General features: G+C 35.9%; 32 protein-coding genes, 1 tRNA gene and 3 pseudogenes. 12 read left to right on the top strand and 24 right to left on the bottom strand.

Going from position 1 to position 24,405, the window contains the following annotated elements; genetic code table 11:
* Positions 1-216 precede the first annotated feature (216 nt).
* Both NQ185_RS10685 and NQ185_RS10690 read left to right on the top strand, forming a co-directional pair.
* A complete protein-coding gene (locus NQ185_RS10685) occupies positions 217-429 on the top strand; it encodes a DUF3006 domain-containing protein (RefSeq protein WP_257581738.1) in 213 nt (70 codons plus the stop codon).
* Between the two features lie 27 nt (positions 430-456).
* A complete protein-coding gene (locus tag NQ185_RS10690) occupies positions 457-1,281 on the top strand; it encodes a TrmH family RNA methyltransferase (RefSeq protein WP_257581739.1) in 825 nt (274 codons plus the stop codon).
* Between the two features lie 96 nt (positions 1,282-1,377).
* Here the strand turns inward: NQ185_RS10690 and NQ185_RS10695 are convergent, their stop codons facing one another.
* Positions 1,378-1,566: a PspC domain-containing protein gene (locus NQ185_RS10695; protein ID WP_257581740.1), complete on the bottom strand. Its 189-nt coding sequence runs from the start codon at positions 1,564-1,566 to the stop codon at positions 1,378-1,380.
* Between the two features lie 381 nt (positions 1,567-1,947).
* Between NQ185_RS10695 and NQ185_RS10700 the strand changes: the two genes are divergently transcribed.
* The gene (locus tag NQ185_RS10700) at positions 1,948-2,316 is read left to right on the top strand and encodes a VOC family protein (RefSeq protein WP_257581744.1); all 369 of its coding nucleotides are present in this window, start codon (positions 1,948-1,950) and stop codon (positions 2,314-2,316) included.
* A 79-nt stretch (positions 2,317-2,395) separates the two neighbouring features.
* On the opposite strand, the gene NQ185_RS10705 is transcribed toward NQ185_RS10700, so the two are convergent.
* The 20 genes and pseudogenes from NQ185_RS10705 to NQ185_RS10805 all read right to left on the bottom strand — a co-directional run bounded on the left by NQ185_RS10705 (position 2,396) and on the right by NQ185_RS10805 (position 16,942).
* Entirely contained in the window at positions 2,396-3,391 is a 996-nt protein-coding gene (locus NQ185_RS10705; protein ID WP_257581745.1) for a hypothetical protein, read from the bottom strand.
* A 164-nt stretch (positions 3,392-3,555) separates the two neighbouring features.
* Positions 3,556-4,383 carry an ABC transporter permease subunit gene (locus NQ185_RS10710; RefSeq protein WP_257581746.1) on the bottom strand — a complete coding sequence of 276 codons (828 nt, stop codon included), beginning with the start codon at positions 4,381-4,383 and terminating at the stop codon, positions 3,556-3,558.
* Positions 4,383-5,285, bottom strand: coding sequence for an ABC transporter ATP-binding protein (locus tag NQ185_RS10715; RefSeq protein ID WP_257581747.1), 903 nt, complete (start codon positions 5,283-5,285; stop codon positions 4,383-4,385). The genes NQ185_RS10710 and NQ185_RS10715 overlap by 1 nt, the downstream gene beginning before the upstream one ends.
* A 24-nt stretch (positions 5,286-5,309) precedes the next feature.
* The gene (locus tag NQ185_RS10720) at positions 5,310-5,438 is read right to left on the bottom strand and encodes a hypothetical protein (RefSeq protein ID WP_257581748.1); all 129 of its coding nucleotides are present in this window, start codon (positions 5,436-5,438) and stop codon (positions 5,310-5,312) included.
* Positions 5,439-5,707: 269 nt separating this feature from the next.
* Positions 5,708-5,854 carry an isochorismatase gene (locus tag NQ185_RS10725; RefSeq protein ID WP_257581749.1) on the bottom strand — a complete coding sequence of 49 codons (147 nt, stop codon included), beginning with the start codon at positions 5,852-5,854 and terminating at the stop codon, positions 5,708-5,710.
* 6 nt (positions 5,855-5,860) lie between these two features.
* Positions 5,861-6,168 (bottom strand): annotated as a pseudogene (locus NQ185_RS10735) (isochorismatase family protein); the annotation flags it as partial.
* A 117-nt stretch (positions 6,169-6,285) separates the two neighbouring features.
* Positions 6,286-6,528, bottom strand: coding sequence for a hypothetical protein (locus NQ185_RS10740; protein ID WP_257581751.1), 243 nt, complete (start codon positions 6,526-6,528; stop codon positions 6,286-6,288).
* Complete coding sequence (locus tag NQ185_RS10745; protein WP_257581753.1) at positions 6,503-7,126, bottom strand: protein phosphatase 2C domain-containing protein; 624 nt, start codon at positions 7,124-7,126, stop codon at positions 6,503-6,505. Before NQ185_RS10745 ends, NQ185_RS10740 begins: the two co-directional genes overlap by 26 nt.
* Before the next feature lie 135 nt (positions 7,127-7,261).
* Positions 7,262-7,717 carry a GNAT family N-acetyltransferase gene (locus NQ185_RS10750; RefSeq protein ID WP_257581754.1) on the bottom strand — a complete coding sequence of 152 codons (456 nt, stop codon included), beginning with the start codon at positions 7,715-7,717 and terminating at the stop codon, positions 7,262-7,264.
* Between the two features lie 95 nt (positions 7,718-7,812).
* Positions 7,813-8,311, bottom strand: a pseudogene (locus NQ185_RS10755) (P-loop NTPase family protein).
* Positions 8,312-8,402: 91 nt separating this feature from the next.
* On the bottom strand, positions 8,403-8,888 hold the full coding sequence (locus tag NQ185_RS10760) for an NUDIX hydrolase (RefSeq protein ID WP_257581755.1): 486 nt from the start codon (positions 8,886-8,888) through the stop codon (positions 8,403-8,405).
* 54 nt (positions 8,889-8,942) lie between these two features.
* Complete coding sequence (locus NQ185_RS10765) at positions 8,943-9,683, bottom strand: metallophosphoesterase family protein (protein ID WP_257581756.1); 741 nt, start codon at positions 9,681-9,683, stop codon at positions 8,943-8,945.
* A 188-nt stretch (positions 9,684-9,871) separates the two neighbouring features.
* Entirely contained in the window at positions 9,872-10,495 is a 624-nt protein-coding gene (locus NQ185_RS10770; RefSeq protein ID WP_257581759.1) for a zinc dependent phospholipase C family protein, read from the bottom strand.
* 180 nt (positions 10,496-10,675) lie between these two features.
* Complete coding sequence (locus NQ185_RS10775) at positions 10,676-10,963, bottom strand: hypothetical protein (protein ID WP_257581761.1); 288 nt, start codon at positions 10,961-10,963, stop codon at positions 10,676-10,678.
* 96 nt (positions 10,964-11,059) lie between these two features.
* A complete protein-coding gene (locus tag NQ185_RS10780) occupies positions 11,060-11,320 on the bottom strand; it encodes a hypothetical protein (RefSeq protein WP_257581762.1) in 261 nt (86 codons plus the stop codon).
* 98 nt (positions 11,321-11,418) lie between these two features.
* Positions 11,419-11,979, bottom strand: a complete 561-nt coding sequence (locus tag NQ185_RS10785) for a class I SAM-dependent methyltransferase (RefSeq protein ID WP_257581763.1) — start codon at positions 11,977-11,979, stop codon at positions 11,419-11,421.
* A 117-nt stretch (positions 11,980-12,096) separates the two neighbouring features.
* Positions 12,097-12,663 carry a GNAT family protein gene (locus tag NQ185_RS10790; protein WP_257581764.1) on the bottom strand — a complete coding sequence of 189 codons (567 nt, stop codon included), beginning with the start codon at positions 12,661-12,663 and terminating at the stop codon, positions 12,097-12,099.
* A gap of 439 nt (positions 12,664-13,102) precedes the next feature.
* On the bottom strand, positions 13,103-14,209 hold the full coding sequence (locus NQ185_RS10795) for a flavin monoamine oxidase family protein (protein ID WP_257581765.1): 1,107 nt from the start codon (positions 14,207-14,209) through the stop codon (positions 13,103-13,105).
* Positions 14,210-14,377: 168 nt separating this feature from the next.
* Entirely contained in the window at positions 14,378-15,685 is a 1,308-nt protein-coding gene (locus NQ185_RS10800; RefSeq protein WP_257581767.1) for an MFS transporter, read from the bottom strand.
* 119 nt (positions 15,686-15,804) lie between these two features.
* Positions 15,805-16,942 (bottom strand): annotated as a pseudogene (locus tag NQ185_RS10805) (aminotransferase-like domain-containing protein).
* 175 nt (positions 16,943-17,117) lie between these two features.
* Here NQ185_RS10805 and NQ185_RS10810 point away from each other — a divergent pair.
* The 3 genes from NQ185_RS10810 to NQ185_RS10820 all read left to right on the top strand — a co-directional run bounded on the left by NQ185_RS10810 (position 17,118) and on the right by NQ185_RS10820 (position 17,886).
* Positions 17,118-17,190, top strand: a tRNA-Arg gene (locus tag NQ185_RS10810).
* A gap of 302 nt (positions 17,191-17,492) precedes the next feature.
* Complete coding sequence (locus NQ185_RS10815) at positions 17,493-17,636, top strand: hypothetical protein (protein ID WP_257581770.1); 144 nt, start codon at positions 17,493-17,495, stop codon at positions 17,634-17,636.
* Between the two features lie 103 nt (positions 17,637-17,739).
* Positions 17,740-17,886: a hypothetical protein gene (locus NQ185_RS10820; protein ID WP_257581771.1), complete on the top strand. Its 147-nt coding sequence runs from the start codon at positions 17,740-17,742 to the stop codon at positions 17,884-17,886.
* A gap of 44 nt (positions 17,887-17,930) precedes the next feature.
* Here the strand turns inward: NQ185_RS10820 and NQ185_RS10825 are convergent, their stop codons facing one another.
* Entirely contained in the window at positions 17,931-19,358 is a 1,428-nt protein-coding gene (locus tag NQ185_RS10825; protein ID WP_257581772.1) for an aldehyde dehydrogenase family protein, read from the bottom strand.
* Positions 19,359-19,483: 125 nt separating this feature from the next.
* On the opposite strand from NQ185_RS10825, the gene NQ185_RS10830 reads away from it, so the two are divergent.
* The 6 genes from NQ185_RS10830 (at position 19,484) to sspL (ending at position 23,212) form a co-directional block, all read left to right on the top strand.
* Positions 19,484-19,855, top strand: a complete 372-nt coding sequence (locus NQ185_RS10830; RefSeq protein ID WP_257581773.1) for a GntR family transcriptional regulator — start codon at positions 19,484-19,486, stop codon at positions 19,853-19,855.
* Between the two features lie 5 nt (positions 19,856-19,860).
* Positions 19,861-20,724: an ABC transporter ATP-binding protein gene (locus NQ185_RS10835; protein ID WP_257581774.1), complete on the top strand. Its 864-nt coding sequence runs from the start codon at positions 19,861-19,863 to the stop codon at positions 20,722-20,724.
* On the top strand, positions 20,721-21,368 hold the full coding sequence (locus NQ185_RS10840) for an ABC-2 transporter permease (protein ID WP_257581775.1): 648 nt from the start codon (positions 20,721-20,723) through the stop codon (positions 21,366-21,368). The genes NQ185_RS10835 and NQ185_RS10840 overlap by 4 nt, the downstream gene beginning before the upstream one ends.
* A 12-nt stretch (positions 21,369-21,380) precedes the next feature.
* The gene (locus NQ185_RS10845; RefSeq protein WP_257581776.1) at positions 21,381-21,962 is read left to right on the top strand and encodes an ABC-2 transporter permease; all 582 of its coding nucleotides are present in this window, start codon (positions 21,381-21,383) and stop codon (positions 21,960-21,962) included.
* A gap of 101 nt (positions 21,963-22,063) precedes the next feature.
* Positions 22,064-22,993 (top strand): DMT family transporter, encoded by a 930-nt coding sequence (locus NQ185_RS10850; protein WP_257581777.1) that lies wholly within the window; start codon positions 22,064-22,066, stop codon positions 22,991-22,993.
* Between the two features lie 57 nt (positions 22,994-23,050).
* On the top strand, positions 23,051-23,212 hold the full coding sequence (gene sspL / locus NQ185_RS10855; RefSeq protein ID WP_257581778.1) for a small, acid-soluble spore protein L: 162 nt from the start codon (positions 23,051-23,053) through the stop codon (positions 23,210-23,212).
* A gap of 175 nt (positions 23,213-23,387) precedes the next feature.
* Here the strand turns inward: sspL and NQ185_RS20345 are convergent, their stop codons facing one another.
* Both NQ185_RS20345 and pabC read right to left on the bottom strand, forming a co-directional pair.
* Complete coding sequence (locus tag NQ185_RS20345; RefSeq protein WP_373370800.1) at positions 23,388-23,471, bottom strand: putative holin-like toxin; 84 nt, start codon at positions 23,469-23,471, stop codon at positions 23,388-23,390.
* 96 nt (positions 23,472-23,567) lie between these two features.
* The gene (pabC, locus tag NQ185_RS10860) at positions 23,568-24,404 is read right to left on the bottom strand and encodes an aminodeoxychorismate lyase (RefSeq protein ID WP_257581779.1); all 837 of its coding nucleotides are present in this window, start codon (positions 24,402-24,404) and stop codon (positions 23,568-23,570) included.
* Position 24,405 lies beyond the last annotated feature (1 nt).

Here is a 24,405-nt window from a genome sequence, read left to right on the forward strand (position 1 = left end):
TAACTGTTAACGGACTTCCGAAAGGTACAAAGTATAAAGCTATATTTAATTATAAAAGTACACAAACTCCTTATTACGGAAAAGTGGGCGAAAAGCTTCCTGTATATATAAGCGGGGCTTCAATAGGTTACACTGTTAAGGTGGATATTTCCGTATCATATAAAGGAAAAACGTATAAAACGCAAACTTCATTTACTCCAATAAGGAAGTGAAAACATGCGCGGAATCATTGATCGATTTGAAGGAGATTGGGTTGTAGTGGAAATAGATGGTGACACAGTCGATTTTGAAAAATCACTTTTCCCAAAGGAAGCTCTTGCAGGTGATGTAGTGGAAATCAATGGTGATAAAGTTAAAATTCTTAAAGCTGAGACAGATAAACTCCGAAAAGAAATTGAGGAGCTCATGGATGACGTTTGGGAAGATTAACAGAATGGGTTAAAAGGAGATAGTAAAATGCCTCAGATTATAAGCGTCAACACAGAAAATAATGATTTTCAAAGATTCGAGGTTTTAAAGAAAAACCGGAATAAACGACATAAATATAAAGAGTTTTTTGTTGAAGGTGTAAGGAATATTAACGAAGCGATTAGCAATGAATGGGATATAAAGGCCTATATATATTCTCCTCAAAAACCATTATCCCATTGGGGAAAAGGGATATTAGCTAAATCCACTGCAAATATACATTATGAGTTGCAAGCACATTTAATGGAGAAAATCAGTGATAAAGAAGACACTTCAGAATTGATTGCAATTGTCACAATGCCTGAAGATGATTTTTCCCGGATTCCTGTGAATGAAAAAATGTTGATCGTTGTTTTTGATCGTCCTTCAAATAGAGGTAATCTTGGTTCCATTATTCGTTCCTGTGATGCACTTGGATGCCAAGGCTTGATTATGACGGGACATGCCGTCGATTTATATGACCCGGAGACGATACGTGCCACAATGGGATCATTTTTTAATCTGCCAACTATTCGAATTTCATCACCTAGCGAAGTGAAAAATTGGGCCGAAACATTAAGGCAAACATATCCCGATTTACAAATTGTTGGAACGAGTGCAACCGGCAGTGAAGAAATATATTATTGCGATTTTTCAAAGCCCACCATTCTTCTAGTTGGAAATGAGACACAAGGACTTAGCCATTTTTACAAAGAAATGTGCGATCATATGATTAACATTCCTATGTACGGTTCGGCTTCGTCGTTTAATGTTGCTTGTGCTGCTTCGATTATGCTTTATGAGGTCAGCAGGCAGAGACATCTGGGGTATTAGTTCAAAAAAGGCAAGGGCATGAAGAAGCAGCCCTTGCCTTTTAACTTTGTAAAAAAAGCGGTTCCTGCAAGATTGGAAACCGTCAAAGGGCTTTAGTCACCTTAATAAAGAAGGCGGGCCATCAGGTATTGTATTTGCTAGAATTATATAAATTAATAGATTGGCAGGTAAACATAAAAAGATGAGTCTCACTCCAAGAGAAGATATACCAAAGTATTCTGCAATACCTCCACAAACTCCAGATATTGCTTTATCCGTTGAGGATTTTCTTAATTTGTTGTTCATTCCAACCCCTCCTCTTATTTCTAATTATATGTAGTTAGTTGACTACTAATTTACATTTAGGGTGTATTATCATTTCTATCCTGAAGCAATAACGGCGATAACAGCCAAGGTGATACTAATAATTATGTACAAGATGGAGCCAATCAAATTCGGTCGAACATTAAGCTAATACAATTTTTTTCCTGTATTCTTATATTTCATTTTATCACGATATTCATCCTATTTTATTTATTCACTCTACTAATTCACCGTGACTCCACAACTAGTTCAAAAAAAAAGCAGAACATTTTATAATTTGAATTTTTCCACTATCGGAATAGTCAATTATAGACTATTATATAAAAGAACGATACATATTATTTCTGTTGGGAGGTATACATAATGAAAATGGAACATGTAGGAATTATGGTCAATGACATGGACAAGTCTTTAGCGTTTTATCAAAACATCCTAGGTCTAAAATTAAGAAATAGAGAGTGGTTAAATGACACTGTTGAGCTTGCCTTTTTATATTTTCCAGAGCAGCCAAGTGTAGAGATTGAACTTGTTTTTGGCGTTCAGGTTGAAAACGAAGGAATCGTGAATCACTTGGCATTTACTGTTGAAGACATTGAAGCTGAACTCGTACGCTTAAGGGAAGCAGGCATCAAATTAGTGGATGAAGAACCTCGAAGTATTTTAAAGGATAATGTTAAAATTGCCTTTTTTGATGGTCCGAATGGTGAGAAGCTAGAATTGGTAGAAAGATAAGTTTGCTTTGTCATTTTTACTTATTCCAAATAGAAATGGGGCCCATCCTCAGGATTTGGCCCCATTTTGCCGCCATTCATTAGGCAAATCGATAGTAAATTAAAACAAATGTGGACAGGACAAAGATAAAATTCAGAAAAACAAAGATGAATTGGTCGATCCTAGTTTTATGCATTTTGATAGGCGGGTTGTAAAATGATACACCTTCGACTATAAAAATGATTAACACAATATGAATCATAAAATGCCCGATAATTTCTGTCATTCCAAAAACAAGAGTAGTCAAAATAAAAATTACAGTCACGACAACCCCTAATACCCTGTTCAAAATCCCAACAACTAATAAATAGCCGACAATAAATTCAATAAAGGCAGCCATCACAATAAATGTTGTGGGAGCAAAACCGAATGTAGGTACATGATGGTTAATGACAATATCTAATGACATTGTTGGATATACCCATTTTTCAATCGCAACCCAGCATAGAGATAAACCTGTTCCTAAATATAAAAATGGAAAGCCAATTTTCTCAAACTTAGTATTTCCTACTAATAAGACACCAATGATTGCAACATAAAAGCCGTAATCTAACATATGGAAAATTCCATTATCCAAAGTAACATGAATAAATAATCCTAATAACAAAACGGAACCTATTTTTGTAAACAAATGATGTGGAACAAGTAAAAGCCCTATTGTGATCCAAACGAGAACTATTACAAAAGTCGACCCTATATGGAACTCCGGTGCAAACAATGTGCCACTAAATACCTGAATTATTAACGAAACAGCAGTACCATACTTTAAAATATCCCTGCTGTATTTTCTGAAGCTTGAAAGCCAATGATCTGCTTTTTTAATTGGAGCCCATTCTGTTGTTTTTGGGATAATAAGCGTTAAAATTGCTAAAACGATAGCAGCAATGATAGATAAAGAAATGAATAATGGCGATAAAATATTTTCAATTGTTTCTTTTTGAGGCGCCACTTCTGTGAACCATTTTACATGAGCCTGTACAAAAAATGGAGAAACAATCAAACCAAGTACTATTATAAATTGAAAAATCCTTTTCATATTATGCCCTTCTCTCATTAACATTATGGAATACGATAAGTATACTCCATTCTCTTCGTTTGCTACCTAATCAAAATTGACATTTATGCGAAATGATTCACATACAGTAAAAGAAACCACACTATATGACATGTGCAGTTTCTAATTTATAAGGTCTTATATGTTTAGTGAATTTGTTTTTCAAATAACACATACCTATCATTATTTTTTGAAATTATGCTCCATAACACCAGATTCACAATTAATAGTCCTATTGAAATCAGGATGATTAACTGAACTCCCAGTAAAAACAGTCCACTAACCTGGCCAATCATCATTGCTATTACAGGTAGAACGATAATGCCGCCAAGGTTCTGGGCTTCCTGATACGTCTTCACCCTTGCTGATATTAAGATATTCAGCAGCACTGAAAGCAAGATAACCATTGGTGAAAGACAGGTTATTAACGCCACCCAGTTACCTGATGGGAAGATCAGCTCGCCAAACAAAGGATACCCTAAAGAATTGATAATGACTCCACAAGCTACAAAACTAATGACAGAAACTAATAATGGCGGTATTAAAGATGCTATTATCTTGCTCAGAAATAACGTTTTGATGGAAATTGGTGAAAACAATAAACTTTCCAACGTTCGGTTTTCCTTCTCTCCAACAAAGCTATTACCGGCCACTGTCATGGCTGTAATAATCGGAACGAGCAAAAATAAGGTTGGTAGTATAAAATTAATGAACATATATATAATTTGCTGCTGAAGTGTATAAGAAGAAATCTCATCACCCGCTGCACTAGTAAGCAAAGTATCAAGTAGTTTCTGTACATCATCTCCCGCAACCTTTTCGGCATCAAAAATTAAGGCGCCTCCCAACACAACCAAAGGGAAAATAACAGAAAATACAATTGGGATGATAATCATGGTTACGAGCAATGTTTTACTTCTAAAAATATCTTTAAGGTCTTTTTTAATCAAAGCTTTACTAATATATGTATCCATTATTTATAACCCCTTACTTTGAAATAAATCGATTGTAAATCATTGTTCATGATCGTAACCGAATAAACAGGATCCGTCTTCAGCAAGCCATTTAGCAAATGAGGGATGTCATTTTTAGTAGGCAGATCAAAAACCACCATGGATTCTTCTAGCACTCTGCAAGGAAACCCTAAATAATGCTTTTCTTTTGGCTTAAATGTTGTATTCACTTTCACGGCGACTTGTTTAACATACTTATCCTCTAACTCTATTAAAGTTCCTTGTTCAGCTATCGTCCCATTTTCGATGAAAGCAAAGGAATGGCAGATTGTCTCCAATTGATGCAGGACATGTGAACAAATAATAACTGTAGTCCCTGTTTCCCGATTATAGTTTTTCAAATAGGATAAGACCATCTGAATTCCATCAGGGTCCAAACCATTTGTCGGTTCATCCAAAAACAGAATATCCGGTTTATGCAACAGAGCTTTAGCCAATGCCAACCGCTTCTTCATTCCGGTACTATACTTTCCTACCGGTTTATCTTGATGCTCCTTCAAATCAAACAAATCAAGAAGCTCTGCCACTCTTTTCTCATCTGTTACTCCATATAATACAGCGAATAATTCCAAGTTCTCTTTTCCACTCATCTGGTGGTACAACCCCGCACTCTCCGTCACAATTCCAGATATTTTTCTAATTGCATCTCCCCCTGATGCAGGATCCATTCCGTTTAATAAGATTGACCCTTTTTCCGGTTTAATAACGCCATTTAATATACGGATAAAGGTGGTTTTCCCTGCCCCATTTGGGCCCAATAACCCAACTATTTCACCTTTTTTCACCTTGAAGTTTACATTTTCTAGTACCTTTTGCTGACCAAATGATTTATACAAACCTTCTACTTCAATAAAACTAGTCATTTTTCACGATCCCTCTTAAATTTTTTAAAACCAAACTTGTGCAAAAATGGATGTTGCAAATTGTTGCTGGTATGTACATCTGGCCCTTTTTCCGAAAAAAACAACACCTACTCCCGATACTACTAAAAACTTATATTGGATTTGATTTATCAATTAAAAAGCTATTCTCCTTAATTCTCTTTCCATATTAAAATTACCTTCTTTTTTTGACTCAACTAAAATATTTTTAAAAAATAAAAAAGCCACCATATATTTGGCAGCTATAGCCTCAGATTTGGATATAACAAAACAATTATTCTAAGACTTTCCATTCTTCATATATCTCAGCATCCCCTTTTCTGTTTATTCTTTAATCTTCAAGAACATACCATCTTTGGAATTATTTTAGAGATAAAAAGAACAAAAGTGATGGGTTAAGATGTTTAGAATGTAATTTCTTTTGTTTTCATTACACAAGCAAACCATTGGTCATGTATTTGGTTATGGTGATTAATAATTTGATCGGCTTTTAAAATATCCATATCATATGTACTATTGGCATCTTTTGCAAGAATCACTTCATATCCCAAGCTGAAGGCGCGCCTGCAGGTAGCATCTACACATACATCTAATTGAATCCCTGTAATAACGATTCGTTAATATCCCTTGCCATTAATAGTTGATGAAGGTTTGTTCGTTGAAAGGAATCAGAATGATCTTTTTCAATGATAATATCTTCTTTGGATGGTGTCACTGATGGATGGATTTCCCACCCCAGGTCCCCCTTTTGGTAAAAGGTTCCATATTTTCCGTTATGCTTCGTGAAAAAAACAGGTTCCCCCGACCTATGTGCTTTTGCAATCAGGAATTGAGTATTGTTTAATAACTCGTCACCCTTGTACACAGATTTTTTCTGCCAAAATTCACTTTTTAACTATAAGTAATGCGGTATTCTTTCTCTTCATTAGTATCCCCTTTTCATTGCGATGTTTTCTTTGCAACTATATGCATGAGAAAGAGTTTAAAAATTAATAACAATGCCTGCCTTATCATCGGATTTTTTAAATCTAGGATATTTTATACATTCTGGATCTGTTTCTTCTAATTGAATTAAATTTCTTGAATACTTTTCAATACCTTTTTCTAAAATACATTTAGCCACATAACTCCAATAATTTTCCTTTGGAGGGACCATTTCATCTGGTAAAACATACCATCTGATATTAGGATAAGATGTTTTAATCCAGTCTGTTAATCCTTCCATATTCAATATAATCTAATGCTTGATATTCGCCATTCAAAACTCCATATCCATTAAATGTGTTACTTTTCGTTCGATTAGATAGTAAAATCTCTCTTACATTTTCCATTAAATCGTCCCTAGTTTCTATACCTTGCCGTATCAACTCTTTCCATTTAACTATTGCTGTATTTTCCAAATGGGCAACCTGTAATCTTGTTAATGGCCTGACCTCGTTATCTTGATATACTGCGAGTATCATACAATCTCCTGTTTGTACAAAATCCACCCCAGTATCGGAAACCTTAATTACCGCTAAAGCAGTTCCCCAAAATTGTTCTTTTTTCAAAAAATCGATATTATACGCTTTCATTTTATTACGGATACCTTCGTTGATTTTTAATAAATCATCCATTAGACCGTTAGACGCCTCAAGAGATTCGAAATATCTTCTCGCTTCATTTGAAGCAATATAGCCACCTGTATGGCCTTCTTTATTCTTAAAAGGGATTAGTGAAGAGACCCCATCTGCAACACCATAAACTGAAATGTCATTATTTATTATTATTGAATCCTCATTTAATTCGCCTACGCCTTTTAAGGTTATCTGATCTACATTCAAGCTAATCCCACTTCCTTTGGAAAATTCGTCTTAATCGGAATACTAAAATTTTTGCATTTATAATTCATATTGATTTAGCCGCATATAATTTACTGGAATAAATTGATTAGCCATATTCTTCATACATCTTTTTTATTATAGTATCCTCTTTGATATTTCCATTATATGACTAGCCTTATTAATCCCTTCCACTTTAGAAAAGCCACATTTGATATACAAATTTTCGGCAACAGTATTATCAGTTGATGATAACCTTAGTACCCGAAAATGCTTCCTTGCTTCATCGATTATTGTGTTTAGAAGTTTTTCCCCCACACCACTCCCCCTATTTTTTCGTAAAACATATAGATGCCTCACTCGTCCTACATCTGGTAGGTTAAGATATGGGTCAACATTAAGTCCACCAACTCCAATAACCTCTCCGTCTATTTTGGCAACAAAGAGTGATTCACCACTTTTATCAAATTTGTTACTCCATTTTGCATATTCATCTACTAATTTCCTGATAAATTTATATCCCTCAGATACGCTATCGGCTATGAGTAAATCAAGATCATACTGTTCTAGCGATGTAACTCTTTCAATTTTCAATGTATTTCCTCCCTGTCAATATAGGGTTGCCAATCTTTTACTTTTAATTTTCCTTCTGTTCCTATTACTTTCTTCATTCATCCATTAATAATATATTAGAAATTCAAGCTCCTCTTCAGTTCATTTAAAATCAATTTCAACACATCATTCTGTGACATATCATTAGTCAATATTGTTTCTCCATCCACGCTTAGATAATCGTTCGGGCTCCACCCGGCGCGTAAAGAATCTATCCCGAATTCCATCTTTTTCGGACTAGAGTTATGACTAATGACTGTTTGCTCAAAGGATAAATCAAAATAATAAGTATATGCCTTTTGCTTGAAGAACTGGATTAAGTTATTTAGCATTTCCCCATAGCGATGTTTATACAATATTCCTTCAACAATAACAAATTCACATTTATCTTTACCGTATTCTGCAATTTGGCGTATCAAATCAATTGAAAGGTTCCCATCTCTATCATGAACCTTCAATATATCACGGCGAACAACATCCTGAGAAACCAAAAGCGTACCACGCCCCAAGTGATTTTAAAGATTTTTAGCAGTCGTTATTTTTGTTTCCCCGTAGAATAATTAGCTTAGAATCCATACTATCTTCCCATGTATCCTAATCTCTTTCTCTTTTTATAATCTTTTTTACGATAACCAAAAACCTTAGATTTGGACATATAACAAACCAATTATTCCAAGATCCTCCATTCTTTATATATCTCAGCATCTATACCTAAATCCCTTGTTTTTAACCAGTCAAAAGCTTTTAAAACTAATGGTGAAGCATTATCCAAGGAAACATCTTTTTCGGACACCCACACGGCTCCAAGTGAGTCTTGTCCCTCAAATTGTTCAGGTATGTTTATTTCCCCTCCAATTTTTCTAACAGAATAATAGACCGCAATGTGATGAACATCGGTAAACTCTTTCCATAACCAGGGCAGTTTAAAATCCATAACTCCTATGTTTTCATCTATTTCAATTTCAAGGCCTGTTTCTTCAGTGAATTCTCGTTTCATTGCTTTTGATAAAGTTTCACCTTCTTCTAAACTACCTCCAGGCAAATCAAAGCGATTCTTATATGGTCCACCATTTTTATTGATGACCAAGAGTTTTCCATCTTCTACATAAATGCCATAAACACCAAAAGCTCTATGATATTTGTTATTAGACATTGTTGTGTTATATCTCCCTTAAGATTATTCTTTTTTCAACTATTTTACTCTAGACTATATTTGATTTCCGTGAAATGCCTTTAGAATAAATTCGCGATCCGGTACTTTTAATTTATGGTACGATTCCAAGAAAGTAATATTTTCATAGTTTGCTTCCTCAAGTTCGATTTCAATCATTCCATCTAATAAGGTAACAACTGCATAAGGAGCTGTAGCCTTGTTGTTGCAACCAAGGGAGCCAGGATTCAGGAAAGTTCTGTTTTTCCCCTTAAAACATTGAATGGGATGATGATGTCCATAAAAGATTACATCTTCATTTCTATCATTAAATAAAGAATTGAGATTGGCAAGAGATGGCTCAACGATTGAACTAAACGGGTCCTTACTAATGGGCTGGCTCAATTTCCCCTTACCAATATGATAATGCATAAAAAGAATTGAAGTGCCTTCTATGTTTTTCTCGATCAAGCGTGGTAATTGAGCTAACTTTGTCAAAAAATCCTTATCCATTCTGTCCAAAATCCATTGATGATGCTCTCTGACGTGTGAATGACTTTTTGGATATTTTTGACCAGTGGCTAATGCTAATATTGCTTCATCGTGGTTGCCAGTAATCATTGAAATATCATTTCGTGAAAACAACATATCCAAAACTTCATTTGAATTGGGGCCGATACCAATCATATCTCCTAGGCTGTATATATGATCAACCCGGTTCCTATTATCAAGTTCGTCAAGTACGGCTTTGAGTGCAGCTGCATTACCGTGAATATCCGTTATTATACCAATTCGCATTTTAATCTCCCCTAAAAATGAAAGCCTCTTTACCTAATAACAAAATAGCTGGATAAGGTTAGGGCGATTATCCTTGTTAAGGATAAGTGACAGAATGTTTTGAATATACTTAATGTAAAAAATCACTTATTTTTCGGACGTTGCTTTAGTGTAAATAAGTTAAAGTAAAATTGATATTTTTAATTCTGTTATTCAAGTAAGGGCTTTATTTTTAATAATCCCACGTCAACAGAAGTCTCTATATAGCCAATTATCTGATTAAACGTAAAAACATTAAGTTCTTCGTTTAAAAAGTCTTTATTGTAATCCATATCCCCCAATACATAAGGAACGTAATTTTCAACATCTTTGGACTTAACCTCTTCCAAGTCTAAAGTTGCGGGCAAATGATTAAAGATTTTTCTCAATTCATTTGTAAAACCATAGTGTTCCAGTAATTTTCCATTTAATAATCGGAAATCGTTATGGGATAGCTTATATAATCCTTGGTCTGCATCCATTCTGTTCCTTAACCAAGAAAGATTGAAACCTCTTAACCATATATCATCTGCAAGTAAATGGGCCCAATAGCCAAAAATATAATCATTTTTACTTTCTATTTCCGACCTATATTTATGTAAAAAACCTTTAAAATCAACTCTCCTTGAATAATCTTTTACTTCACCAATAAAGAAATGTGATACGTTTTTTTCTTCATGTGAAAAAACAGCGTCTGGAGCAATGCTTCCGAGTAAAAATGATGACTTCTCTTTAATCAATAACGACTCTGCAATTTTATTACCAATAATCGAATGCATTATTCTCGAACCCATATATCCCCCGCCCTTGAATTATTTTTAACCAATCCTACCTTCTTTACTTCAATAACTAAGGCGCGATTTCCTTCCCAGGGAAACGCACCCTGTGTATCTCAATTCAGATTAAAACTACAAATAAACCTTGAATTGCACACTATTTCTTAAAGTTCCCTTATCTAGAAACAAGTTTAATATTTATTGTTTCAATACAGAATAACCAATCCATCCAATTAATAAAATATTTGGCGAAATTAACACTACAGATAGCCACTTTATATTTTTCCTTAAGGATAAAGCGGCTCCAAGATAAAAGAATGGAAAAACTAAACCCCACCATTTAAAACGCGGGGTTGCAGATAAATAGAGTGAAATTGGAATAATAAGTAAACAGGAAATCACAAGAAATATAGGCTTTTTCATATATATAGCAATAGCCGAAGATATAACAGAAGCAATCATTAGTGGCCAAAAGAAAATTCCCATAAATGCCCTCCTTAACATTTTTGGTGAAAATAAACGGTTGGGACAATTAAGTAGCTTTTACATTGGAAATTGGATACCTTTTTTCTACAATTCAATTCAATTACCAGCTAAATCTTTTACAGTTTCCCAAGAGGATTCCGATTCATCTGGTTTTTTAAAGACTTGTCCATTCGTCTTATCGTAGAGATAAAGCCACCCATCATTAACAATTAGTTCATACTGACCAATGCTTGACTGATAAACATCGATTGTACTTGGAATATTAGTACTTGAATTGGTAATGGCATTTGATAATAGCCATACTGAAATAAGTAAACAGACTCCTAGAAAAGCTATTGAAGCTGATAGCGCCTTCACAAAGTTCCCCCCTTATTCCCTTTCTTTTTTGGATGTATCTTTAATAGTTCTGCATCGTTACTTCACTAACTATCTTAATAAATTCACTTTCAATGAGTTTAAAGAGGTTTTACGGCATCAACAATCAGTGAAACAAAGCCAAGTTCTTCATTTTTATTTCTATGGTCAAATCGTTTTGAACGATAAATAAACCCTTGTTTCTCATCCCAATCATTATAATGAAATTTCCCAGCTTCATCGCAATATTCTAAAAGGGCAACATTAAAACCAGCTTCTTCAAACATTGAAGTAACCGTCTTATAATTGTGAACAATTTTATGGCTTGCCGCAGGATGGTCTTCAGGACCCGGACCTCCAACTTGTACTCCTAATTGATAATCTTCATCGGGAAAAAAGCCATCGGGTACAGCACAGCGAACATAGCCACCATTCTTTAAAAATTCAAAACATATTCCAGCAGCTTTAACCCCTTCTTCATAAGTTAAATGTTCCCATACGTGTTCGGCTAAAATAGCTTCTAAAGAATTTTTTGTGAATTTATCCTCCCAATCTCCCTTTTTTAATAAATTCAATTCTGTTTCTTGGGTTTGAAGCCAAGTAGAATTGTTATTATATTCTCCTGCACCAATCACAATTTTTAATTTTTCTTGTGTAATCATTCAAAACTCTCTCCATTCATTAATAATAAAATTACCTTCTATTCCCACTAGTGGCGCGCTCGTTTGCTAGAATCATTTTTTGCATTCTTAAGTTATGAAGAAAGCAGCACTAGACTGTTAATTAAACGGTAAAGTTTCTAATCTTTCAAAATTGCATCTCCAATCTGAAACCCATCCTGGGAAATACCCCGATCGTTGAGCCACCCTTTGTGAAGCCAAGTTACTTGCGATTACGTCATAACTTGGTATATCACCCAGTTCCACTATTTTAAATGTTAACTTGTTTACAAGATAACTCGCTAATCCCAAATTACGATCTTTCTCGATGAGTTCAAATGAAAAATTTTCTGGTGGAAAAATGGGCTTTATCCTTTCCAGGTCGGGTAGATAATGCACGTACAGACCTCTGATAAATGGCAAGGAAAATATGGCATCCCTGTCTTTACCTTGCATCTGCGTTTTTGCAATTAACAACCGTTCCGGAGTAGCCGACACAACAATCGATTTCCCCATAGACACAATTTCAAAATAACGTGCTTTCCTCCTAAATGGCCTGCATCCGGTATTTACTTTAGCTTCCACAAAAATAATGCTGTCATTTTCACCATTCAAGTCATCAATCGTACAATTCAGATCAATTGCAAGTTGCGATTGTACAATATGCAACATTTCTTTTGTTGTCATAACCATTGTTTCCCAATCCTTTCAATCTTTCCATCGATTGCAATCCTTTCGATACTCCAGAAGTATTGAATTATCCTTTAATATTAATGCAGCAACTCCACTATGATTCGGTTTGTTCGATTAGGAGCTTTAAGATTTCGATAATGGAATTTAGAGGTTTCCATTTGTTATTCCTCCTAAGACAATTTCACTGATTCAATAAATATTCGGTATCTCATTAGGAAAGTCCTTCCATACTTAGTAAGAGCAGTTTTTTTGTATTATTCATTATGATTTACCCTTATAATTAGGGATTCGCAAAACATCTACAATAAAATATTTGGCTTTTAACACAAAAAACTTGCCACATAAATCTAAGGACTTGAGGTACACACAACACCTTAGAAAAAAAATGACAAGTTTAAATATTACTATTAACTTTTTTACTCGACTTATATTGTCAAAAAGACTTATACAATTGCTTAATTTTTAAAAATGCCTTTTCAGCTGACTGAAGTGCACCTTCAAGATGTCCTCCAAATTGTGAATTTATCTCTGTTCCTGCAAAAATAATTTTTTCTTCCCAAATCCCTGCCTTTGGAGGTTGACCGTAACTAGGAAATTCTCTAAGCGGATCCAAGTCTTCCTCAACAGCCGTTTCGAAATCTTTGGCCCAATCCTTGTAAAGGGTAGCACTTACTTTATGAGCCTCGGGGCCAAAGAGTCTCACCAGTTGGTCCATAACCGCTTTTAAGGTTTCTTCCTCACTAAGTTGTTGACGTATCTTTGCTGGGATTCCAAAGAAACCAAATAATGCACCAGAGCCTGTATCTGGAGAAGCATCATGGATTTCTTGCAACGGGCCCACCCAGCTTGATACAAATCCAGAGAGCCCTGACTCCCTCCAAAAGGGACGATCATAGATGGCAACAAGCTTGGCCTGTCCTGCCATCCACGTAGGCTTGTTTACAAGGTCGTTCATAAGATTTGCCGAGAGAGAAGGAGAGAATTCAATATTATTTGCCACAATCCGAGGCGGCAACGCAAGAATAACAACACTTGCGGGAATTTCCTTTTTATTTCCATTCGTACAGACTGCTTCAACCGTGATAGCACCGGCTTCATCTTGTCGAATTGTCTTAACACTCGTATCTAATTCGACTATACCTGAAGGAATCGTAGCTACTATAGCATCAATGAGAGTCTGCACACCTCCTATGAATCGAATTGATTTCGCATTGGAATTTTCCGGTAGTATATAGCGTTGAGGGGCTTCGTTTTGGGATCTCTCAGCGAGCATTGCCCCTTTAGTGTACTGAGAAAAAGTTTCTAAATTCAATTCTTTAACAAGATTAGCAATCGTGCTCTCATACTGAGGCCAGAACCATGTTGGTCCTAGATCAAATTTTCCTAGGTCGGGCCTGTCTGGAATAGATGTGGTTAAGATCCTACCGCCAATTCTATCTCTAGCTTCCAGTACTCTACAATCGATACCATTTGCAATAAGTAGAGACGCGGCCCGCAGACCACTTAAACCAGCACCAACAATGACTACAGGTTTGTTCACATTTTTACCTCTTTCTAAGTATGCTGAATAAATGCATTGGTAAAAGAGCTGTTCCTTTTATATGGGTTGGCACTCTTTCAATTTTCATTAATTTATTTTAGTCCGTATTACTAATTTTTAAAGCGTTATAGCTGCTTTTACCTTTATCGAATCTTTAATTTTCAGCATTTATTTAACTATCATTACCTTACTTTGCTTGTTGATACTTGCCCAAATAACGATTGGAATAAGCAGTAATGCGAGTACACCACCTACAATTGAAAGGGCAGCATAACTAGAATGTGCAACAACTATTCCAGATAATCCTCCGCCTAATGCTCCTGACAAAGCAACCCAAACATCTATTGAACCTTGCGTCTTAGCCCGAGTAGAAGCATGAGTTGAATCTACTAGAATTGCTGTGCCACTAATTAAACCAAAGTTCCAGCCAAGCCCTAGTAAAATAAGGGCTGTAACGAGTACTGTCATCGAGTCAGCAGGCCCCATAGCAGCTAGAATACCAGAAGCAAGAAGAGTAATGGCAGAAGCCACAGCCATAAATGGGCGGCCAATTTTATCAACAAGATAACCAGTTACTAACGAGGGCAAGAACATAGCCCCAATATGAAATCCAATCACGATGCCTACTTCATTCAAACTATGTCCATGATGTCCCATATGTATGGGTGTCATTGTCATAATTGCAGTCATAACAAATTGAGTTAGAATCATAACTGCAGCTCCAGCAAAAACTCCTCGCCTGTTTAGCAGTGATGAATCGGAGCTTTCCTCCAAACGCCCATTACCAACAGATCTTTTGGCATCTGATATTGCTTTTGCCACAATATAGGGATCAGGACGAAGTAATATTAAGAAGACCAAACCAGCCATTAAATAAGCTGCGGCGGCTAATATAAATGGACCGGCTAAAGCAGGGATTCCTATGATTATCGCAAACTCACCCATTATATCCACCAGGTTTGGGCCCGCAACTGCGCCGAATGTAGTAGATACCAAGGCTATACTAATAGCTTTAGCTCTTTGTGTTGGGCTTGCCAAGTCAGTTCCTGCGTAACGTGCTTGTAAGTTTGTCGCTGATCCCGCACCATAGATTAGCAGTGAAGCAAATAAAAGTAGAATACTATTCGTTAATGCGGAAATGACTACTCCAATAGCGCCAATTCCTCCTGCCAAAAAACCTACTGCGAGTCCGGGACGACGTCCAAAGCTCTGAGAAAGTCGACCTACTAGTAGTGCAGCTCCCGCTGACCCTAAAGTAAATAACATCGTTGGAATCCCCGTTACACTATCTGCACCTAACATATCCTGGGCTATTAATGCTCCCACTGTTACTCCTGCTGCAAGTCCTGCTCCTCCAAAAATTTGGGATAGGACAACAACAATTAATGTTCTTTTATATAATTGTTGTTGTTTTTCTGAAGATTGAATGTAGCTTTGTAACGAAGCAGCTTGAACTTCTAATTCTTTAGGTAACATAAGCTAACCTGCCTTTCTAGAAACCTAATTCTATTTCCTATTAAACCTCCAATTAGATTTGAATCATCATAACACGAACAAAAAAACCACACGATTATAATATTGTATGGCAAACAATATTATATAAGATCGTTTAGTAAACGTTTAAGAATCACCAATCCACGTTCGAGCTCTTCAATCGTTTCTGATGCACAGACAGCAATCCTTACAGCCCTCTCTGGACAACTATTCCCAACTACAAAGCGTTCAGCTGCATATACTTGTACCCCTTGCTTTGCAGCTAATGTTTCAAATTCAGCGCCTGTCGTCTTTCCCGGCAATAGCAGCCAGCGAAAAATCCCTATATCAACACCTAAACACGTATAGTCTGCAAAATATCGATTGACTACTTGGTTTCTGCGAATATTTTGTTCTCGATGACTCTCAATTAAGACTTCAAATTGATTCGACACAATTATACGTGCTGCTAGTTCTGCTAGTAGTGGAGAAACAGATACATTTAAATTATAAAGTGCCTTTGAGATAAGCTCTTTGAACTGACTTGGCACCGATAAATAGGCTAGCCGTAAACCCGGTGCGATTGATTTTGATAAACTGGCAATGTAGATAACCTGTTTTGGTGCAAACGATGCGACTGCTGGAAGTGGCTTTTCATCGAGGAGATGATACGACGCATCTTCAATAATGAACTGATTATATTTTTTGGCTATTTCCGCAATCATTTTTCTGTTATTGACAGACATAACGGAAGCTGTCGGATTATGATAATCTGGAATCAGGTAAATGCCTTTAATATTGTCATTTTTACACGCATCTTCAAAGGCGGTTGGACTCATTTCATAGTTCTCTGATTTTATCGGTACTAGTTGCACACTAAGCATTGCCGCAACCGTTTTTAAGCCAGGATATGTATGCTGGTCAACGCCAATTCGATCCCCCGGCTGACAAAGACTTGCCAGTATGGCAGCAATGGCGTTTTGACCCCCATTTGCAAATAAAATATGATCAACTGTTGTTTCAAAACCGCCTCTTCGGATTAGCTTAATCGCTGCATCCTTTTGCCAGAGGCTTTCACCTGCTTAAATCCAAATAATCAGCCAGTTCCCGCTGTGGAGGAAGTTTTGTTCCAGGTAGTAAAACTCCGTTTAGAATATCCTGTTCCAATTGCCTCGCAAGTGCTTGATAAATAGGCTTTTCAGTTTTATCAATTGATGGCCGCCAGCTCATCGGATAATTATCAAAAGAATTAATAGGCATAATACGCATCCTTTTTCATTCAATTTCTTAATAAATCAATATCCTAAATAATGTTTATTTCCAATAGCTCCATTAATTTAGCTTTAACATTAATGAGTAAAAGTCTTTTATTATGTTTCGACCTAATGTATAATATAAAAGTCGTTGAGAAATGATCGTTATAGTTACTTTACATGGCTCCGTAGCTCAGAGGATAGAGCGTCGGTTTCCTAAACCGTGCGTCACAGGTTCGATTCCTGTCGGGGCCGCTTTCAAAGGCTTGTTTGTTGCAGGTCTTTTTATTTTGCAATAAGATTCTCTGCTGGAACATTGTGGACCTATTCTAACTCTCATATTTCCCGCTCATTATTTTGTATAACATCTTGAAGAGAAATATGAATAGAATTCTTCATAGTCATATTTTCGACACAAAAATGGACGGGGGAATTATTATTCCACAAAATTCTTTTGATTATGTACCAAAACTACTCTATACTATTAATAGTGTATTAGATTATTAAATAAAGAATTTACTATATGTTTTAATAAAAGATTTAAGGGGGGAGTTCACATGCAACTTTGGACCTTTATGGGAATAATGGCGATTTTGGGTGTAATTGCATATTTTCTAATGTACTTTATAAGCTCTGCTATGGATTCTAGTGATTCAGAACAGATTGATGAAGTGCCTCAAAATACCTTCAACCAAAACTAATATATATGATCAAACCTTCCGCCTTTTTTATGGCCGGAAGGTTTTTTTAGTATTTTCCCCTGCCTCGCGCATATATTTCAGTAATAACGAGGAGGGGGATGGGATGGAACTATTGATTACACTAGGACTGTTAGGTGTCATAGGGGCTGTTTCCTATTTTTTTATGTATTCTTTAAGATCGGCAATGGATATGGACTCTATCACTAGGATAGAGAAGGTGCCGCCAAATCATATGAAAGATAAACGATAAGTGCAGTTGTCCCAACCGCAACGGCGGCGGGACAACTTTTTTCTTTACTTAAAATTAATACTAATCATCTTCATCCGTGTCATTTCTCTTATTGCATATTTCACACCTTCATGTCCGTAGCCTGATGATTTAATTCCTCCGTATGGCATATTGTCAAAACGTAATGTGGGGACATCATTAATTAGTACCTGCCCCACTTCTAGTTCATGTGCAAAATGAAAGGCCTGTTTCAGATTATTTGTAAAAACGCCTGCATTTAAGCCATATTGACTGTCATTCATTTGTTTTAATGCTTCATTTTCATTCGCAACCTTGTTAACCATCACGACTGGACCAAATATTTCTTCACATGCGACTTTTTCGGTTGGTTTCACATCTGTAAGAACAGTGGGAAGAATACCATTATCCTTCCTTTCTCCTCCGCAAAGAAGTTTCGCTCCCCCGTCGATTGCTTCCTTCACCCACTCAAGTACACGTGATTGTGATTTTTTATCAATCATCCCCGTGACCACTGTATCTTCATCCATTGGGTCGCCGAATGTAAGCCTGTTTGTCTTTTCAACAAATCTTTCTAAAAACTTTTCGGCTAATCTTTCATGGACATAAATTCTTTGTGTATGGATGCACACTTGACCGTTATAACTAAATGCCCCAGTAACTGCCTTATCCACTATTTCCTCAAGGCTTTCCTCGACTGATTTGTCTACATAAAGTGCAGAATTACTGCCTAATTCTAACGTTATTCTTTTAAGTCCGGCCTTATTTTTAATTTCCTTTCCAACTTTCGGGCTTCCTGTGAATGAAATTTTTTGAACACGCTCATCTTCTAGCATCACTCCTACAAGGGTTGCACCATCACCAGGGATCACATTCAATACCCCATCAGGCAAACCAACCTTTGTAAATAATTCCGCTAACTTCAACGCAGTAAGCGGCGTTTTTTCAGCTGGTTTTACAACAATTGTATTGCCTGATGCAATGGCAGGTCCTACCTTGTGAACAACGAGATTTAACGGAAAATTAAAAGGTGTAACAGCACCGATGACGCCGATCGGCTCGAAAATGGTATAAGCATCCCGCCCCGCACCTCCAACTGCCGCATCAAGCGGGATAAATTCACCGGCAATTTTTTTAGCTTCTTCCCCGGAAAATTGTAATGTTTGTACGGAACGATCCACTTCAACACGTGATGCTGTAATGGGTTTTCCAGATTCTGCTGTTATCAACTTTGCAAACTCTTCCTTCTTTTCAGCAAGCAACCGCGCAGCAGCAAATAGTAGGTTGGCGCGTTCTACTGCCGCCTTTTTTTTCATCGTTTGAAAAGCTTCATGAGCAGAGGCAATCGCCTTTTCCATATCCGAGATTTGTCCTTCTCCAACTACCGCAATCACTTCATCATTGTAAGGATTAGTCAGTTCATACGATTTCTCTACTTCCTCGAACTTTCCATCGATGAATAGTCCTATCTTCATTTCATTCACCTCATCTGCAAGTCGTTTCTTTTACTATAACAAAACAAAATAAAAAACTCACAGTTGACAAATCTGTTCATACTGTATATATTCATTAATAACAGTTATAACAGGCAGGTGATGAAATGAATGTCATTATTTCAAATAGCAGTGAACAGCCCATTTACAATCAAATCAAGGAACAAATTAAGGAGCAGATTTTGCGGGGTGATCTAGTAGAAAAGTCTGCCCTGCCTTCTATTCGAAAGCTTGCTAAAGACTTGCAAATCAGTGTCATTACAACGAAGCGGGCTTACGATGAATTGGAATTAGAAGGCTTTATTGAAACCTTCCCGGGAAAAGGGTCATTTGTCGCTGCTCAAAATCACGAACTATTAAAAGAAAAACAATTAAAGATGATTGAAGAAAAACTAAACGAGGTTATCAATGACAGCAAAGCATTTGATATAAGCCTAGATGAAATTATTCAAATTTTAACTGTGCTGTATGAGGAGTGAGTATTTTGGAAAATATCATTGAGTTAAAAAACGCGAGTAAAAAAATTAAGGATTTCCAATTAAAAAATATTTCGTTTGAATGTAAAAAAGGATACATTATGGGTTTAATTGGTCCAAATGGCGCCGGAAAAAGTACTTTAATCAGTTGTTTGATGGACTTAATGAAGATTGATGCTGGTGAGGTAAAATTATTTGGAATGACTCATCAGGAAAACACAAAAGAAATTAAACAAAGAATTGGGTTTGTTTACGATAAAAGTCATTTTTATGAAGATCTTACTTTAGAAAAAAACAAAAAGATCATTGCTCCTTTTTACAATAATTGGGATGATCAAACTTTTTACAGCTATATCGAAAAATTTAATTTACCTATAAAGAAAAAAGTAAAAACTTTATCAAAAGGTATGAAAATGAAGTTTGCTATTGCGATGGCTCTATCGCATCATCCCGATCTCATTATTTTAGATGAACCAACAGCAGGTCTTGACCCTGTTTTTAGACGTGAAATGCTAGATATTTTATATGATATTATTCAAGACGAAAATAAATCCGTGTTCTTTTCCACTCACATTACAACGGATTTAGATCAAGTAGCAGATTATATTACGTTTATCAATAATGGTGAAATTGTGTTTAGCAAGGAAAAGGATATGATTTTTGAGGAATATTTTTTATTGAAAGGTCCTAATACAGTGGCTGAAGACGCACAAAAATTGAATCTTGTCGGCGGAAGAAAAACAGGAGTTGGTTTTGAAGCACTTGTTAAAGGATTAGATCAAATTGATCAACAGCTCCTCAGTCAATTTCATGTAGAACGTCCAACTCTTGAAACCATTATGTACTATACAATTAGGGGAAATTCACTATGAAACCATTAATCCTAAAAGACTTATATACTCAAAAGTTATTTGCTTACCTTTTTCCAATTTTTTTATTACTTCCTTTTTATTATAATGCCACCCATGCATTTAATGAGTTAGACTTTGTTTCATTTTATGTTGCTTTTGCCGCTATCTGGATGTCTGTTTATTCAAATTTCGGAACAAAAACAGTAAATATGCAAGAGCAAAAACTATTCTCAAGTTTACCAGTTACAAGACAAAAGATAGTTCTGGCCAAATATTGTGCGGCACTCATGTGGTGGGGGATCGCATTCGTCGTTTACGGAACACTAGCTTTTTTAATATCTGTATGGTCGACCAATTCAGTAAGCTTTAATGGAGTTTTCGATTTAATTTTATCTCCCTTTGTTACTTTAGCGATTGTCTCTATTTTTTATCCGCTTTATTTTTTAGTCGGATATCAAATTGCGGTATTTATATCGATTTCCATACCAATGATCTGGTTCTTCTTATTAACGTTTACCACGATTGATTCTGATGGAACTATGCAAGTTTCCCCAATTTCAACTGGGAGCCCATTAGTCTTTTTTTCTATAATAGTCGCAAGTATGATCATTACCTTTTTTTCTTTCAAATTGTCAGTTAAGGTTTTCGAAAAGAAAGACTTGTAAAGGGGGATAGCCATGATTAATCTTTTAAAGGCAGATTTGAAAAGTATTAAATCCCATGAATATATCATATTAGTTCTGTTTGTATTCATACTCGCTTTTCTAGTCAACCCTGGTTTTATATATCCTTACTATATGTGGATTTTCTATTTTACGTTTGCTCTTTGCGCTAGTTCGATGGATCAAAAAAGAAAAGACAAGGTTCTTCCCGTAATAATCAGCTTGCCTATTAATCGCAAAGAATATATAGGCGCAAAGTATTTTCTTGCTATTGTAGGGTTTTTATTCTCCACCATTGTTGCAACGATTATTGGATTATTTTTTGATTGGAAATTGGAATTTTTTCGTTTAGACCTGTTGGTAACAGCATTTCTATTACTTTTATTATTGATGTCTATTTTTATACCCTTGGCATTGTTTTACAAGTCAGCCGGTTTTGTTATTCCATTTATCTTTATTTTCTGCTTGACCATCTGGGAAACATCTTCGGGAATTCCCTTGATTCGATTCCATCCATCTTTTTTATTTTCGATTATTATTTTCTATCTATCTTACCTTCTATCTGTAAGAATGTTCGAAAGGAAAAGGATCAATTGAGGCTAGTATTTTGCCTCAATTTTTTTATTATATGGCAATCCAAATTTGTAAAATTTGTGATATTATAATCTTTTGGAGTTCTTATAGAAGGGAATCATTTCATGAAAAAAACGAACTTATTTGCTGATTCCAGTCTTCTTCTCATTGCGTTTGTTTGGGGAGCGACTTTTGTACTTGTTCAAAATGCCATTGCTTTTTTAGAACCATTTTCTTTTAATGGAATCCGGTTTTTGATTGCCGCTTTACTTCTTGGATTTTGGTTTTTTCTTTTTGAAAAAAGGCAATTGCAATATTTAGATAAAAAGCTTGTCATCTCAGGCTTCGTCCTTGGAATTTGGCTGTTTTTAGGGTATGCATTCCAAACAATGGGTCTGCTATACACATCTTCTTCAAAAGCAGGGTTCATTACTGGTTTAAGCGTTGTATTAGTCCCACTTTTTTCTTTGTTTATACTTAAACTAAAGCCGGGAATGAATGCTGTTATTGGCGTTTCAGTTGCAACAGGTGGATTATACTTGTTGACGATGACGGATACGGTTTCTTTAAATATTGGAGATGGTCTCGTATTCTTTTGTGCGATCGCATTTGCTTTACATATTATTTTCACAGGAAAATATAGCAAAAAATATCCTTCCCTCCTTTTGACGCTTGTTCAAATATCGACTGTCTCAATTTTATCAATTATTTTTGCTTTTTTAACAGAAGACTGGCGACTTGCCATTCAACCTGCAGTGTTATTTAAAGGCAATGTATTGGCAGCATTGATCATTACTTCGGTATTTGCAACAGCTCTAGCTTTTTTAGCTCAAACAAGTGTTCAAAAATATACAACTCCAACAAGAGTTGCTTTAATTTTTGCGACAGAGCCCGTTTTCGCTGCCGCAACAGGGTATTTCTGGGCAGACGAACGTCTTTCTTATAGTGCGCTTTTTGGTTGTTTACTTATTTTTGTAGGAATGATCTTTGCCGAATTGCCTTCAATCGGAAAACACCGTATTGCAAAAATCGAAAAGTTGAAAAAAGGTGCATAGTCAATGCTAGTTTTACTCATCATATATAAGAAATAGATTCTTAATGAGGTGAGTTAGATGAGTAAAACGAAGCTAAACAGAAATGCAAAAGATGGTGGAAATACGAGAGGAACACAGGCGAATAGCGTAAATCCTCAAGGTTATGGGCAGGATACAGAATTTGCTCAAGAGCCGAAAACAAAACTTGAAAATACAGCTAAGAAGAAAAATACGAAATGAAACACAAAGGTTTATGTTTTCTGAAAATTAGGGTATAATATAAATGATTAACATAAACTAAAAAACCGCTTCGATGCGTGAACATCGAAGCGGCCATACGATAGCAGGCTTCCTAATAGGAAGTCGGCACAGGACGTTATTAAAACCGCCAGAGGTCCGAAACTCGAAGGCGGTTTTAGTCTTTTTTGTGGAATGACAGTATAGCTACGACCAATAGTGAAAATGAAATCATGATCGTTATTGCTTCAAATACTGTCATACGGCATCACCTCTCTCCTGATTGAAGGAGCATGTGCCGACCGTTCCTTAAGAAACCTTGTCTATCGCTTCGTTCATTATATCCATATTTTTCTGATTATTTGTAAATCTTCCTTTTATATAACTGACTTAGCTTATTAAAATATTCACCACTTTTACCGGGAAAGTGTTTTTCCTCCATTTTCATAACTGGAACTATTTCTTGAATAGAATTGGTAAAGAAGATTTCATCTGCCTCTTCTAATACGTATCTTTTATATAATCCTTCCTCTACCTCCATTCTAGCTTTTTCAGCCAATTTCATTACAAATTGGCGAGTGATGCCATTTAAAATTCCCGTTTGCAATGCAGGTGTATATAATACTCCATTTTTGACCCAAAATACATTCGAGGTGACCCCTTCAGCTACAAATCCTTTATCCGTTAGAAAGATTCCTTCCTTAGTAGAATCTGAGCCAACTTCCCGTTTAGCTGCCACATTATTTAAAAAATGATGCGATTTTAAACGGTAAGTTGTTTCCGGTGTATTGCGAGTGAGTTGTAAAATAACGGCTTCTTTTTCTACTACTTTACTTATAGAAGGAAGTTGTTTTTGAAACATAATGACAGTTGGCTCGTCATAGGCTTCCGTTTGCAAACCAATATCGCCAACGCCTGCTGAAACATTGAATCGAATATAAGAACTTTTTAAGCCATTTAACTTAGAAAGTTTTTCAATAATCTCCAAAACCTCTTCATATTCAAATGCACGAGTGATCAGTAATTCCTTTAACCCAGCATTTAGCCTTCCTAAATGTTCCTCCAATAAAAATGGATAACCGTCGTATGTCCTAAATGTTTCAAATACACCTAGTCCATACATATATCCGTGATCAAACGGAGAAATCATCGCTTTTTCTTTTTCTAAAAATTGCCCGTTCAAATATATAAACATA

It is taken from the genome of Lederbergia panacisoli, assembly GCF_024626525.1.
Classification (GTDB): domain Bacteria; phylum Bacillota; class Bacilli; order Bacillales; family Bacillaceae_C; genus Lederbergia; species Lederbergia panacisoli.